The following is a 14,872-nucleotide window of genomic DNA, read 5'->3' as shown; positions in this document are numbered from 1 at the left end:
GAACCAGTGAACCGAAGCACAAAACCTGTCTTAAAACAATACTTCTCGATACGGTTTTTTTTCAAAAACCTACTCGAAGTGACGGCGTCAGGACGGCTTAGGTGAGATGTCATTGAAAACAAACAATCCCTTTCAAAACTGAAAGGGATTGTTTGTTATATAAAACCACCACGCGGAATTAGAATTTATTAAATATTCAAAGCCTTCTGGTACGCATTCTCCAGACCATCAAGATTTTTTCCTCCTGCTGTTGCAAAGCCCGGATTTCCGCCGCCACCGCCCTGGATTTCTTTGGCTAAATCTTTCACAATGGTTCCAGCCTGATAGCTTGATGCCAAATCATCAGAAATTCCCACAGTAATCATTGGTTTTCCGTCGTAATCTGATAACACGATTGTAACAGAAGTCGGAATTTCTTTCTTCAGTTGGAATACGATATCTTTTACCGAACCTGCATCCAGAGAAGTTTTCTTTACCAAAAGCTGTTTGTCTCCTTTGTGTTCGTAAGCCGTTTTCCAATCTCCGATTTCACCTTTTGCTTTTTCTTTTTTTAGTGATTCAACTTCAGATTTTAAAGCTGAATTTTCTTCGATTAATTTCTCAATCGATTTGACAAGGTCTTTTGATTTCAGCAATTGAGAAAGCTCAACCACCTGTTTTTCCAAGCTCTTGAAATATTCTTCAGATTTGTCTCCGGAAATTGCTTCAATCCTTCTGATTCCTGCCGCAACAGAACTTTCAGAATTGATTTTAAAATGACCGATTTCGCTGGTATTTTTTACATGAGTTCCTCCACACAATTCTTTCGAACTTCCAAACTGAATCATTCTCACGCTGTCACCATATTTCTCTCCAAACAGTGCCATCGCACCTTTGTCTATCGCTTCCTGAATCGGAATATTTCTGAACTCCTGAAGTGCAATATTTTCTTTAATCTTAGCATTGACTTTTTCTTCAATCAAAGCCAGTTCTTCCTCCGTCATTTTACTGAAATGTGAGAAATCAAAACGCAGATAATCAGGACCCACAAATGAACCTTTCTGTTCAACGTGAGTTCCCAGAACTTCTCTCAAAGCTTCATGTAACAAATGCGTTACAGAGTGGTTGGCCTGAGAATTTTTTCTTTCTGTTGCATTAACTTTAGCATAGAAAACTGCTCCTGCATCCTTCGGAAGTCCATTGATCAGCGAAATGATCAGTCCGTTTTCTTTTTTAGTTTCCAGAACTTCAAGACTTTCAACGGCATTTTCCAGAACCCCTTTATCACCGATTTGTCCACCACCTTCTGGATAGAAAGGAGAGTTGCTCAATACCACCTGATAAAATTCGCCGTCTTTATTTTCTACTTTTCTGTATCTTGTAATGTACGTTTCCGCTTCAATTTGGTCGTAACCCACAAAAGTTTCAGGCTTTTCTTCCAAAACTACCCAGTCGTAAACTTTAGACGCTGAGTCTTTTTTAGAACGCTGCTTTTGCTTTGCCATTTCAGCTTCAAAACCCCCTTCGTCAATGGTCAAACCTTTTTCTTCCGCAATAATTCTCGTTAAATCATCAGGGAAACCGTAGGTGTCATACAGTTCGAAAACTTCTACACTTGGAAGAACTTTTGCACCATCAGCAATCGTCTGCTGAATTAATTTTTCAACACGAACCAAACCACTTTCAATGGTTTTAAGGAAAGATTCTTCTTCACTTTTAATCACTTCAGTAACCAGTTTTCCCTGTTTTTCAAGCTCTGGGAAGAATTTTCCCATCTGATTTTGAAGAACAGCCACCAGTTCAAAAAGAAAAGGTTCCTTTCTGTCTAAAAATCGGTAAGCGTAAGAAATTCCTCTTCTTAAAATTCTTCTGATTACATAACCGGCACCTCCATTGGAAGGTAACTGTCCGTCTGCAATCGCAAAAGAAACTGCTCTGATGTGATCTACAACAACACGGATCGCGATGTCTTTTTCATCGGTTAAAATTCCTGTATATTTTTTTCCTGAAAGTTCTTCAACCTTAGCAATCAAAGGCGTGAAAACATCAGTATCGTAGTTGGATTCTTTTTGCTGTAAAGCCATACAAAGACGCTCGAAGCCCATTCCGGTATCGATGTGTCTTGCAGGAAGGTTTTCAAGAGAACCGTCCGCTTTTCTGTTGAACTGCATGAAAACGAGATTCCAGATTTCCACAACCTGAGGATGATCGTTATTCACCAACTCCAAACCTGAAATTTTAGCTTTTTCTTCGGGACTTCTTAAGTCCACATGGATTTCTGAACAAGGTCCGCAAGGTCCGCTTGCACCCATTTCCCAGAAATTATCTTTCTTATTTCCGTTGATGATTCTGTCTTCAGAAACAAACTGTTTCCACAGATCATATGCTTCAGTATCTCTTTCCAGATTTTCCTTTGCATCTCCCTCAAAAATCGTAACGTACAGATTTTCTTTCGGGATTCCGTACACTTCTGTGAGCAGTTCCCAAGCCCAGGAAATGGCTTCTTTTTTAAAATAGTCGCCAAAAGACCAGTTTCCCAACATTTCAAACATCGTGTGGTGATACGTATCACGGCCTACATCATCCAAATCATTATGCTTCCCTGAAACTCTCAGACATTTTTGGGTATCAGCAATTCTTGAGGCTTTAGGCTCTTTGTAACCTAAAAAATAATCTTTAAACTGCGTCATTCCCGAGTTGGAAAACATCAAGGTAGGGTCATCTTTTAACACGATAGGTGCAGATGGAACGATGAGGTGTTGTTTAGATTGAAAAAAGTCTAAAAACTGTTGTCTTATTTCCTGTGAAGTCATAGTGGTTGCTTTTGGCTAATAGCTTTTGGCTATTGGCTTTTTTTTGATGGGCAAATTTAATATTTTTAAGTGATTGTGAAATAGAGTTACTGTGAATTAATGAAAATTATCAAGTGTATTTTAAAGTTTGAATGTATTTATTCTAAACCTCCTGTATTTCTTAGGTAAACGAAGTGCCTCTGTATACCTTTAATTTTAACTAAGTATTTTAAACTTTCTGTTTTGCCTTGCGTTTATTTTAACCCAAAGATAGATTGAGATTTTTTGACATAAATATTCTTTAATTAGGATAGGCAGAGGCGTTTCACTTATTAAAGAAATACAAGGTTCTGATGATTTAAAATGTTTTAATATAGGAGTTATTCTAAAAACCTCTGATGATCAGAATTTGTAATAATAGCACTTTTTGAGTGTTTATAAGTGAAACGCTTTTGTGTAACTTAAAAGCAGTTAGTACTTGAAAAATATTTGTGTGCTTTGCGTTAAAATTAAGTTTTATGATTAAATCGGGTGATGATAAACCATTTAAAAACAAACTATTTTATAAGATTTTTCGTATATACTGTAAAAGGAATTGATCGTTGAAAATTAAACTAAATCAAATTTAATTATAGCGTGAAATTTGCATCTAACTAAGTGTTCTAAAAATGATATCAACAAAATGACTAAGCATAACAAACAAAAAATGAAAAACATATTCATATTACTCGGAATGTTTCTTGGAATCGCTGTTTTTGCAGCAAGCTGTGGAGATTCCAAAAAAGTAAAACCAACAGAAACTAAAGAAGAAAATCAAAAAATTATGGAAGCAGGAAATGTAAAAGAAGTGTATTTTGCAGGCGGATGTTTTTGGGGAACCGAACATTTATTTCAGCAGGTGAGAGGTGTAGTAGGAACTGAAGTAGGCTATGCCAACGGGAAAACTAAAAACCCAACGTATGAAGAAGTAGTGAGTCACACTACAGGTTTTACGGAAGCGGTGAAAGTGAAGTATGATGCTGATGAGGTAGATTTGAAACTGCTGATTGAACTTTATTTTAAATCAATTGATCCGACCACTTTGAACAGACAGGGAAATGATGTGGGAGATAATTACCGAAGCGGAATTTATTTCACAGATAAAAATACGGAAGCAATCGTAAAAGCTGAAGTGGAAAAATTAGCTAAAAATTATTCTAAGCCGGTTGTTGTAGAAGTCGAAACTTTGAAAAATTTTTACAGAGCGGAAGATTACCATCAGGATTACCTGAATGCAAATCCGGGAGGGTACTGTCACATCGAACCGGGATTATTTGAAGAAGCTAAAAATGCAAACCCGCCAAAGGCGAAAAAATAAAACGAAAAAGTTGTCGGAAGGCAACTTTTTTTAGTTCGAAAATCTTTCTTTGATGCTGAATATGGAGATGTTTAAGAAGATTAAGAAGCTGAAGAGTAGGTAAAAGGCTTCTTTTGGAAGTTGGCTCAGTTGATATCTGAATTTTGTGTAGCCTTTATAGTAATCGCTTTCTTTATAAGTAAAAAAATTAAAGTCATTTCCATAATAAGTATCATCACCACGTTTAATTTCATTTGAATCTTTAAAAATATGAACTGCGAAAAAATGACCCGTTTTTTCCATATCAACTCCGTAAGTTTCTTGCTTTGCTAAAGTCATCGCATCGATTAAAGCAATGAAATCCTGACAGGTATTTTTATCTTCAATCACAAATTCAATACCTGTTTCCTTTATATTTTGTTGCTGAAGTTTTTTTAATTCTGATCTATAATAAAGCTGATTGTGAATGGCAGTATTGGGTTTTACTACAATTTTTTTGTAATTCCAATTTCTAAATCGTTCAAAAGTGTTATTTGCGAAATTTTCTTCTGTAACTTTTGCAGGAATACCTAATTCGATTATTGTAAATGGTGAATGAGTTCGTTGGTTTCCAAAATACCAAAACAAAACAGGAATCAATAATGCACTTATCAACCCCGGAACATAGTATATTTTCTTTCCTGAAATCATTGGTTTAAATTTAAATAAAAAAAGTGACTCAATTATGAATCACTTTTGTATTAGAATAATTTATACCTGATAATTGAAAAATTACCAGTCTCTTCTTTTTAAAATCCAGTAAGAACCGATGATGAAGATAGCACACCAAACCAGACACGCGATTAAGCTTTCGGTAGGGTAGGTGAATTCATATTTCAGGCCCATCATTTTTGCCATATTCAGTCGCAACATCGGGTTTGGGATCAGGCTCGACATACTTTCCAAAGGAAAAAGTCTGCTGAAGAAAAATTCGTTCTGAAGAACTTCATTTCTTTGAGCACCCTGCATTCCGGTAAGCCTTGAATATGCTTCGATCCCACCAAGAATTGATTCTCCGACCCAGATTACAAAAAATGCAAGGAATACAAAAACTGATTTTCTTAATAAAATTGATAAAAACATCAGGAAACAGAAGAAAGCAAATAATTTCACAAAATAATTTCCAATGAAAAATATTTCTTTAAAAACCATTTCAGAATCCTGCACTGTAGAATAACTCTTCCCTAAAAACAAAGTAATTCCAAAAACAATGAGTGTAGAAATTACAGTGAAAAGAGTAATGGTAATAAGTTTTGAACCAATAAATTCTTCTCTGCTCAGTCCGTCGATAGTGTTTTGTTTAAACATTCTGTTGCTGAATTCCTGAGAGATTGAAAAAACAATGATCAGTCCCAGGAAAATCTTCAGTAAGGCAACCGTCCATGTGGTGAAATTCCAAATACCCGGAAAATCGTACATTCCCTGCTCTTTAAGATTAATTGGATTTCCAAAAAGTTTAAGATCTGCTAAACCGATAAAAAGCAGAGCAATCAGAATCGCAAAATATAAAATGGTGAAAACCTTAAACGGTCTGTAATTCAGGTTTTTATAATATTCTAGTTTTAATAGTTTCATCATGATTATTTGTTTTTTACAAGTTCAAGGAATTGAGTTTCTAGAGATTGTTTTTTCTTCGCCAAATGTGACAGGAAAATACCTTTCTCAGCCAATTTTTGATTTAATCCGGATGCGGAAATCGAAGCATCATCGCGAATCTGCGCTTTAATCAATTCACCATCCATTTTCACTGATGTAAACCACTGCAGTTCTTCCAAAGCGGTCAATAATGTGGCGTTGTTGTCTGCTTTCAATTCGAAAAATCCGGTATTGGTCGTCATTCCGTCTACACTTCCTGAGTAAATGGCGTTTCCTTCTTTCAAAACAATCACGTGGCTGCAGATTTTTTCAATCTCATCCAAAAGATGACTTGCAATGATGATTGTGATTCCCTGTTTTGCGATCGTTCCGATGATTTCTCTGATCTGAATAATGCCTTCAGGGTCTAAACCGTTTGTCGGCTCGTCTAAAATCAAAACTTCAGGATTATTCAAAAGCGATGATGCAATTGCAAGACGCTGTTTCATTCCCAAAGAAAAAGTTTTAAAATTGTCTTTTTTTCTTTCTAAAAGTCCGACAGTCTGCAAAACTTCATTAATTCTGGAGTAGGGTGTTCCTTTGATTTCGGCAACAATTTTCAAATTGGTTTCCGCGCTTAAATATGGATAAAAGTTGGGTTGCTCAATGATGGCCCCTATTTTTTTCAGTGTTTCAGAATCGGTACCTTTTTTTCCAAACCAGAACCAGTCGCCGCTTGTGGGATTAATTGTTGAAAGCAGCATTCCGAAAGTTGTAGATTTTCCGCTTCCGTTCGGACCGAGAAGTCCGTACACATTTCCTCTTTCCACATCAAAGGAGATGTTGTTGACAACAACTCTCTTGAATTTCTTAGTCAGATTTTTGACCGATAAAACTTTTTCCATGTAATTTGATTGTATAGGCAATAGGTTTCTCTTTTTCGTGAAATGTTACAAAGTATTTTTAAAATGTTGAAAAGTAGAAAGTAAAAAGTAAAAAGTAAAAAGTAAAAAGTAAAAAGTAAAAAGTAAAAAGTAAAAAGTAAAAAGTAAAAAGTAAAAAGTAAAAAGTTATTTTGATAAACATCTAACATCTAACATCTAACATTCATCATTCATCATTCATCATTCATCATTCATCATTCATCATCTATCAATTATCATCGATGATCCGTCACAATCTCCGCCATTCATCTTCTCAAAATTTTCATTAAATTTGATTCAAAGATGATTTTATGAAGTTAATCGAACTTGCAAAGGAACTAAACGTTTCTGCAGAGGCTATTAAACAGTTTATTCAGGATTTTGATCTTGATTTAATCGACTGTATCTCGACTCAGTTTGAAGTGAAGGAAGATTTTGAGAAATTTGCGCGTGAAAATGTAGATTTTTTAAAGCAGTATGAGGAGGATTTAGATGAAAATAAAACGGTGGATCAAATCGCAAAAACCATTAATCAGCCGAAAGAAAAGATTGAGAAAGCGATTCAGGGTAATCAAACTAATATATATGATAACGGATTTTTCCGCTCATCGGTTTCAAGCTATGGAATTGATAATAAATTAGGTGGCAATTACAAATTCGTCTATAATTATTTTGGAAATAAAACCAAACTCCAGCAAAGAGATTTTATTGGTTACAGAGATCTATTTTTTCATATCTCAGGTGTTTTGGAACCCTTTTTAAATCCGCAACAGATTAAAGACTGGGGAATTAACAAGCCTGTAGGGATTATTTTATATGGACCTCCCGGAAGTGGCAAGATTTTCTGGGCTAACAAAATTGCTGAAATCATTAATTATCAGTTTAAAGAAGTTAAAAAACATTATCTGGGAACTTCATTTGTAGATGGTACACAAACCAATTTTAATGATTTTCTTTTAAAAATGATGAAAGAAGACAAAGTGTTGCTTTTTCTGGAAGATTTTGACGAAATTATGATGGCAAGAAAAGCCGAAACAGACGTCGCTTCCTGCAATCTGGAATCTCAGGAAGTAATCCTTCATCATATTTCAAAATTTGATAACGAAGATATTCTGATGGTTGGTTCTGCAAATACAGTAGCTGACATCGATGAAGAAATTCTGGCGCCGGGAAGATTTGATGTAGCCATTCCTGTTTTTCCGCCTAATGCTGCGGAAAGATCGGAGATTATTTTGTACTCAATGACCAAAAATTTAGATAAAGATTCTCTGCTTTTCAAAATTCTTAAAAACAATAAAGCCGATAAAATTCCTTTCTGGAACAGCATTGCTTCGAAAATGAAGGTATTCAGCAACACCATGCTGATCGACTTTACCCAAAGTCTGAAAAAACGGATTAAAAACCTTTATCAGAAAACAAAAAATGAAAAGCTTATCATTGATGAAACACTGCTGAAGGGAGCTCTGCGTGATGCCGGCACAAAATTAACGGAAGAATATCTGAATCAAATTGCTCAGTTTTTAAATGATGTGATCATTAATAATTTAGACGATTTCCAGATGCGTATTCATTCTTTGAAGACAGAACTGGAATCTTACAAGGCTGTTGAAGTGCCGAGAAGAGAGATTGGCTTTCAGCATAATGGAGAAGGTGAGATTTGAGTTTGAGGGTTGTAGAGTTTGGGAGATTTATTCTTGAGGCATCGAATGACCACTGTTGAGCATTCTTTGGTAATTTCCGAAAATGATTCTATCAAATCGGTTCAGAAAATCATTTCTCATTTCGATTAAAACATGAATTTGTTTCAGCCTTCAATTTTAGAAATTATAAACTCTCAACTTTAAATCTTATTTTTGCAAAAAAGAAATATTCGTGATCAACAACGACCAGATAAAAGAAATTCAGTCAAGAATTGAAGACCTTCATAAATATCTTCAAATCGATAAAAAGAAGATAGAAATCTCCAATGATGATGAAAAAACCGCGGCGCCGGAATTTTGGGACAATCCTAAAACAGCTGAGGTTTTCCTTAAGCAACTCCGTTCAAAGAAAAAGTGGGTTGAGGATTATGAAGAAATTAATACTCAGTTTGAAGATCTGCAGGTTTTATTGGAATTTGCCAAAGAAGATCCCGATTCTGAGAAGGAACTCGATGAAAGCTTTCCGCTTTTGATGGAGAAAATTGAAAACATCGAATTTAAAAATATGCTTTCTAACGAAGGTGACGAACTTTCTGCAGTTATTCAGATCACAGCAGGAGCAGGAGGAACTGAGAGCTGCGATTGGGCAGCAATGCTGATGAGAATGTACACGATGTGGGCCGAAAAGCAGAATTATAAAATCAAAGAACTTAACTATCAGGAAGGTGAAGTTGCCGGTGTGAAGACAGTGACCCTGGAAATTGACGGTGAATATGCTTTCGGTTATTTGAAAGGTGAAAATGGCGTTCACAGACTGGTAAGAATTTCTCCTTTTGATTCTAATGCAAAGCGTCACACCAGTTTCGTTTCAGTTTACGTTTATCCGCTGGTGGATGATACGATTGAAATTAACATTAATCCGGCGGATATCTCATTTGAAACGATGCGGAGTTCCGGGGCGGGTGGACAGAACGTGAACAAGGTAGAAACGGCAGTTCGTCTGCGTCACGCACCGACAGGAATTATTATTGAAAACTCAGAATCGCGTTCTCAGCTTCAGAACAAAGAAAAAGCGATGCAGCTTTTAAGATCCAGATTATACGAAATGGAATTGGAAGAACGCTTAAAAGCGCGAACAGAAATTGAAGCAGGCAAGATGAAAATCGAGTGGGGAAGCCAGATAAGGAATTACGTAATGCACCCTTATAAACTAATCAAAGATGTGCGGTCGGGTCATGAAACTTCAGACGTAGATGCTGTAATGAACGGAAACCTTACGCCTTTTCTAAAAGCATTTCTGATGGCAGACGGAACGGCAGTTTCTGATGACGATCTCGACCTATAATATATCATGTTCACATTTCTGTTAAAATATGCTAATATATTTTCAGCATAATTTTATTAAGCTTATTTTTGTTCATCATCATTACTTATGGAAGATTTCAATAGCTGGAAAGATTTATTAAACCCCGAATTTTATATCAAAATGGGAGGGTTTTGGCTTATTTTGTTTATCATTTTTGCCGAAACCGGGTTGTTTGTTGGGTTTTTCCTTCCGGGAGATTCACTGTTATTTGTATCAGGTATTTACGCAGTAGATATCATCAAAGAAACTTTCGGATCTACGGGTAGTGATCTTTTAGATACTACGATTCTGGCTACTGCAGTATCATTGGCTGCGATCATTGGTAATCAGGTAGGGTATTGGTTTGGAAACAAAACAGGACCTGCTTTGTACAAAAAGAAAGATACATTCTTATTTAAAAAGAAATATCTGTTTCAGGCTCATGACTTTTTCGAAAAGAATGGTGCTTTGGCGATTATCATGGCAAGATTTTTACCTGTGGTAAGAACTTTCACTCCTATCATTGCCGGGATTGTAAAGATGGATAAAAGAGACTTCCTTAGAGACAACATCATTGGTGGTATCTTATGGTCTTTTATTCTAATCTTTGCGGGACATTACCTTAATGAACTGTTTTTGATACAATTAGGTATAAACCTGAAGGAAAAATTAGAATACATCATTATCGTCATTGTATTGATTACAACGCTTCCTGTTATTCTTAAATTTATGCTGGGAGCGCCCAAAGAGAATCCGAAATTAGAAGATGAAACTTTGGAAGATCTTATTGATAAAGAAAAATAATCATTTATTATACATTGAATAACCTGCTTTTTAAGCGGGTTATTTTTTTATCCATTCCAGAATATTAGGATAAATAATACTGTCTCTTTTTGTTTTACTGAAAAATCTGGGTGCATGACCTGTATTTTCCATAAAAATTAATTTATGTGGAACATTCATGGCCGTCAGTGCAGAATCTAAAGCTAAGCCCTGTTTCTGGTTTACTAAAAAATCTTTGTTTCCCTGAAATATGAGCGTGGGAACGTTTGTAATATGGGCAACCGGACTTGCCTTCTGGAATTCTTCAGACAGATTTTTCCGGTCAAATTTGATGCCCACCATTTTCTGTACCGTTCCTGAAGTATATTTTGAGTAAAAAGATTTCAGATATTCTTCAGAATGAAAGTCGGTTGGTCCGCTCAGTGAAATTATTTTTTTGATTCTCTGAGGATTTTTGTAGCCGTAAAGCAGAGCCAGATGTCCCCCGGCACTTTCGCCCAGAAGAATATAATTATCGGGCAGCAACTCTGATTTTTCGGAGAGTGAATTGAACTTTTGAATGGAGAGATCAATGTCTTCCAATTGTTCGCGGTAGGTAATTCCTTTTTTTACCAGGCGGTAATTTATATTGACACTCGGAATATTATTGTCGAAAAGCATTTTCTGAATCTTAATCATATGCTCCTTCCGACCGTATTTCCAGGCTCCGCCATGAATAATCAGGACAACTGGTGAATCCCGTGCATAGTCTGCCGGAAGAAAAATATCCATCTTCTGGCGTTTGTCTTCACCATATTTCAGGTTGTAAACTTTTTGAGCATCATTTCCTACCCAAACTCTGAATTTTGAATTGCAGGAATTTAAAGCAAAACCCGCCAATCCTAAAACGAAGTAATGGTATTTGAGAATCAGCTTTTTCATAGAGTAAAGATAGGGAGAAAAAGAATTTTTACTTTAGGGTTTTGAAATGATTTTTGTGATCTGTTAAAAATTCTTTAGGAAAGTAAATCCAACCTGACATATACTCACAATCTAAATTTACTGATATTTGCTTTATAGTTTTATTATTTTCCTTTAAGTAAACGGCATATCCATAACCGCAAGGTTGTATGTCAGATTTATATCTGAAAATCCATTGTTGTTGCATTTTGGTTAAAATCTTAGGATCATCAATATAAAAATTCTCATGATTATCTATCGCGAGACCATCGGTTTTACGGGCTTCCAATCTAAATCTTCCAGACTGCAAATCATAATTTTCAAAAAATGATATAGGTTCCGCAAGTTTTTCCCTGCATGTTAAAAGTAATGTAGATATTGTTATTATTACAATCGGAACTTTTGAAAATGACGCCATTAAATCCACGTTTATAGAATATTTTAAATATAGAATTTGTTTACCGGATGAACAAGTATTCACAATTATAAAATTTAAAATTAATTAAGAATGAAATTAAAACATTATTTTTGCTCTTGGTTTTATTTTAACAAAACTTAAAAATAGATTAAAATTTATGGCTTCAGGCTTTTTTGCACTTCTTGACGATGTTGCAGCTTTAATGGACGATGTGGCGGTAACCACTAAAATAGCTACAAAAAAAACAGCAGGAATCTTAGGTGATGATCTTGCCGTGAATGCCGAGAAAGCTACAGGGTTTATGTCTTCAAGAGAAATTCCTGTGCTGTGGGCAATTACCAAAGGTTCGTTTTTAAACAAACTGATTATTCTACCCATTGTATTTTTACTGAACTGGTTGTATCAGCCTGCAATCAACTATATTTTAATTGTCGGAGCAATGTATCTGGCTTTTGAAGGTGTTGAAAAAATTATTGAGTTTCTTTTTCATCGGAAAAAGGAAGGGCACGAGGTTATAGAAGAGCGGGAAGCTGATACACAGACCGCCGAGGAAATCGAAAAAGCAAAAGTAAAATCTGCAGTGACCACAGATTTTATTCTTTCATTGGAAATTGTAATTATCGCACTGGGAACTGTGCTGGAAGAAAGCCATCCTTTCATTACCCAAATTCTTGTAACAAGCCTTGTTGCGATAGTAGCAACAGTTGGTGTGTACGGAATCGTAGCATTAATTGTGAGAATGGATGATGCCGGTTTCAAACTAATCAAAAAAAGTAACGGTAAAGGTTTTGCGTCAAAATTAGGTCAGTTCTTGGTAGATGCGTTGCCGTGGGTAATCAAATCTTTAGGTGTGATTGGAACAATAGCATTAATCATGGTGGCAGGAGAAATTTTCGCGCACAGGATAGAATATCTGCATCACATTTTACCTGAATGGAACGCCACTTTGAAACAAGTAGTTTTTGGTCTGGCAGGCGGTTTAATCGGTGTGGCTTTATTCACTGCGGGTAAAAAATTGTACAGTCTTGTTTCAGGAAAATAGAAACTGTTATTAATAAAAATATAAAGGTTTACGAAGATGTTTCCGGACGGTTTTCGTAAACTTTTTCGTTTAAAATGAGAAGCTTAGCAATAGATCTTTTGAAAATTGTTCTCGCCCTGTTTGTGGTTGGGCTTCATATTCATTTTCTCAGAGATTCGTATCCAACAGTCAGCTATCTGCTTGTTAATGGGCTTTTCCGCCTGGGAGTTCCCGTTTTTCTGATTATTACCGGCTATTATTTTTCCTACGTTAATGATTTTTCTAAACTTAAAAAGTGGCTTTTCAGAATCTTTATTTTATACGCAATCTGGACGGTCATCTATATTCCGCTTTGGAAAGAAGGTGAAGCAGTTACGAATATCGTTTTTGGCTACCATCATTTATGGTATCTCAACGGAACTTTGTTTGCAGGAATTCTTCTGTTTTTTCTCAGAAATAAAAGCCCGAAACTCCTGATTTTATTGGTTTTTCTGTCTTTTATTTGTGGTTATGCAATTCAATATTTAGGAAACTCTCATTTTTTTGAAGGCAAAGCGAATGAGCTCTTCAACCGTTACCCGATGTACCGAAACTTTCTTTTCGACTGCTTCCCGTTTTTAACGATTGGTTTTCTAATTAAAAAATACGAATGGGATGTGAAGAGAAATCCTTCGCTCTGGCTGGTTTTACTATCAGTTACAGCTGTCATCGCGGAAGCCTTTGTCAATATTCAGATTCTTAAACTTTCGAAAAAAGAAAGTGTAGATCTCTTAATTTGTCTGTTGATAGCTTGTCCGGTGGTTTTTATTTACTTTAAAAACTTAAATTTTAAAACAGATTCAAAAATTCTGGCGAGTATTTCCACGGCCATTTATTTCATTCATCCGCTGCTGATGTTTTATGTTTATAAATCTGAAAATCTTTTTGTACTGCAGCATGCTGATTTCATCTTTATAAGTTCTCTTATTTTGTCGGGTTTAATTTTGGTATTTTTAAACCGAAGGCTAAAGTATCTTCTTTAATTTTATTTTGAAATCGCCATTCCATCCGGTCGCCCACCAATTTCCAGTTTTTTGATGACTTCTTGAGTTGCTAAATCAACAACTGAAATGTAATTATTGGGAGTACACGATACAAAAAGTCTGTTACTTTCATGGTCAACTAACAATCCTGCACCTTGTCCCGCATTAATTCTTTTAAGTTCTTTTCTGCTCTTGAAATCTATAAACAGCAGGTCGCCAGTTTTTACGCTGACTGCATAAACAGTTTTACCATCAAAACTGAATTTTAATCTGTGCAGTCCCAAAACTTTGGTGTCTAAATCTTGCTTAATGATCTTCTTTTCGGGATCAATGATGATGATATGCCCATCTGGTCTCACTGCCCAAAGTTCTTTTCCATTGGGCGTAACATCAAAACCTTCCACACCTTTTCCTGCAGGTATTAAAGTCTGAATCCAGTCCAGGCGTGGTTTTGCGTTCGGAGGTAAAACTCCCGTGGGCGGAACAGTTGGCTGCAACAAAACATGATCAAAAATACTTACCGTTCCGGATTCTATATTTGTGGTGTAAAAGTGTTCAGAGTCTGAAGTAACAAAGAGTAAATGTGTTACATTTTGCCCTGTTCCAATAGACCATTCAAGTTTTTCTGAACTTACGTCATACCTTCCTACAGATTTTGAACCCTGTGCAGTAAACCAAAGTTTGTTATCATTTAATGCCAAACCATGAGCGCCGTACAAAGGACGGATATCAATGTTTTGTTTCGGAACTAAATTCTTTAGATCTATAACATTTATTTCATGAGCAGCTCCATTAGATGTATTGGCTACATAAGCTTTTTCTCCGTCTTCCGATACGATAAGTTCATGTGGATCATCTCCTACCGGAATTTTTTTAATAATACTTAAATTATCATAATCCAAAACCACCATTTGATGATCTGATTTTGAAAGTGCAAGAATGTATTTGTTTTGTGCGAAGGAAAATTGAATACTGCAAAAAAGAAGTAGAAAATGGATAAACTTCATTAGTTAAAATTTAAAAATAAAAAAGAGACTTAAAAGCCTCTGTTATGATAGAT

13 protein-coding genes are annotated in these 14,872 nt (G+C 35.7%); 6 read left to right on the top strand and 7 right to left on the bottom strand.

What is annotated here, in order from left to right; genetic code table 11:
* Positions 1-188: 188 nt before the first annotated feature.
* Entirely contained in the window at positions 189-2,792 is a 2,604-nt protein-coding gene (gene alaS / locus OMO38_RS08045) for an alanine--tRNA ligase (protein WP_264749685.1), read from the bottom strand.
* Between the two features lie 685 nt (positions 2,793-3,477).
* Here alaS and msrA point away from each other — a divergent pair.
* Entirely contained in the window at positions 3,478-4,128 is a 651-nt protein-coding gene (gene msrA / locus OMO38_RS08040; RefSeq protein WP_406567302.1) for a peptide-methionine (S)-S-oxide reductase MsrA, read from the top strand.
* A gap of 30 nt (positions 4,129-4,158) precedes the next feature.
* On the opposite strand, the gene OMO38_RS08035 is transcribed toward msrA, so the two are convergent.
* The 3 genes from OMO38_RS08035 to OMO38_RS08025 form a co-directional block, all read right to left on the bottom strand.
* Positions 4,159-4,797 (bottom strand): hypothetical protein, encoded by a 639-nt coding sequence (locus tag OMO38_RS08035; protein ID WP_264749684.1) that lies wholly within the window; start codon positions 4,795-4,797, stop codon positions 4,159-4,161.
* A gap of 81 nt (positions 4,798-4,878) precedes the next feature.
* Complete coding sequence (locus OMO38_RS08030; protein ID WP_264749683.1) at positions 4,879-5,724, bottom strand: ABC transporter permease; 846 nt, start codon at positions 5,722-5,724, stop codon at positions 4,879-4,881.
* 2 nt (positions 5,725-5,726) lie between these two features.
* Positions 5,727-6,626, bottom strand: a complete 900-nt coding sequence (locus OMO38_RS08025; protein WP_264749682.1) for an ABC transporter ATP-binding protein — start codon at positions 6,624-6,626, stop codon at positions 5,727-5,729.
* A 329-nt stretch (positions 6,627-6,955) separates the two neighbouring features.
* Between OMO38_RS08025 and OMO38_RS08020 the strand changes: the two genes are divergently transcribed.
* The 3 genes from OMO38_RS08020 to OMO38_RS08010 all read left to right on the top strand — a co-directional run bounded on the left by OMO38_RS08020 (position 6,956) and on the right by OMO38_RS08010 (position 10,433).
* Positions 6,956-8,305 carry an AAA family ATPase gene (locus OMO38_RS08020; RefSeq protein ID WP_264749681.1) on the top strand — a complete coding sequence of 450 codons (1,350 nt, stop codon included), beginning with the start codon at positions 6,956-6,958 and terminating at the stop codon, positions 8,303-8,305.
* A gap of 211 nt (positions 8,306-8,516) precedes the next feature.
* A complete protein-coding gene (prfB, locus tag OMO38_RS08015) occupies positions 8,517-9,629 on the top strand; it encodes a peptide chain release factor 2 (RefSeq protein WP_264749680.1) in 1,113 nt (370 codons plus the stop codon).
* Positions 9,630-9,716: 87 nt separating this feature from the next.
* Positions 9,717-10,433 (top strand): DedA family protein, encoded by a 717-nt coding sequence (locus OMO38_RS08010; protein WP_264749679.1) that lies wholly within the window; start codon positions 9,717-9,719, stop codon positions 10,431-10,433.
* A 39-nt stretch (positions 10,434-10,472) separates the two neighbouring features.
* Here OMO38_RS08010 and OMO38_RS08005 read toward each other — a convergent pair whose 3' ends face one another.
* Positions 10,473-11,333: an alpha/beta hydrolase gene (locus tag OMO38_RS08005; RefSeq protein WP_264749678.1), complete on the bottom strand. Its 861-nt coding sequence runs from the start codon at positions 11,331-11,333 to the stop codon at positions 10,473-10,475.
* A gap of 28 nt (positions 11,334-11,361) precedes the next feature.
* A complete protein-coding gene (locus tag OMO38_RS08000) occupies positions 11,362-11,769 on the bottom strand; it encodes a hypothetical protein (protein ID WP_264749677.1) in 408 nt (135 codons plus the stop codon).
* A gap of 157 nt (positions 11,770-11,926) precedes the next feature.
* Here OMO38_RS08000 and OMO38_RS07995 point away from each other — a divergent pair, with 157 nt between their 5' ends.
* On the top strand, positions 11,927-12,811 hold the full coding sequence (locus OMO38_RS07995) for a DUF808 domain-containing protein (protein ID WP_264749676.1): 885 nt from the start codon (positions 11,927-11,929) through the stop codon (positions 12,809-12,811).
* A gap of 74 nt (positions 12,812-12,885) precedes the next feature.
* Positions 12,886-13,812 carry an acyltransferase family protein gene (locus OMO38_RS07990; protein ID WP_264749675.1) on the top strand — a complete coding sequence of 309 codons (927 nt, stop codon included), beginning with the start codon at positions 12,886-12,888 and terminating at the stop codon, positions 13,810-13,812.
* A gap of 2 nt (positions 13,813-13,814) precedes the next feature.
* Here the strand turns inward: OMO38_RS07990 and OMO38_RS07985 are convergent, their stop codons facing one another.
* Positions 13,815-14,819, bottom strand: a complete 1,005-nt coding sequence (locus tag OMO38_RS07985; RefSeq protein WP_264749674.1) for a YncE family protein — start codon at positions 14,817-14,819, stop codon at positions 13,815-13,817.
* Between the last annotated feature and the right edge of the window lie 53 nt (positions 14,820-14,872).

The sequence above is a fragment of the Chryseobacterium kimseyorum genome (assembly GCF_025971945.1).
GTDB classification, from domain to species: Bacteria; Bacteroidota; Bacteroidia; order Flavobacteriales; family Weeksellaceae; genus Chryseobacterium; species Chryseobacterium kimseyorum.
This window is presented reverse-complemented; position numbering and strand designations above follow the sequence as displayed.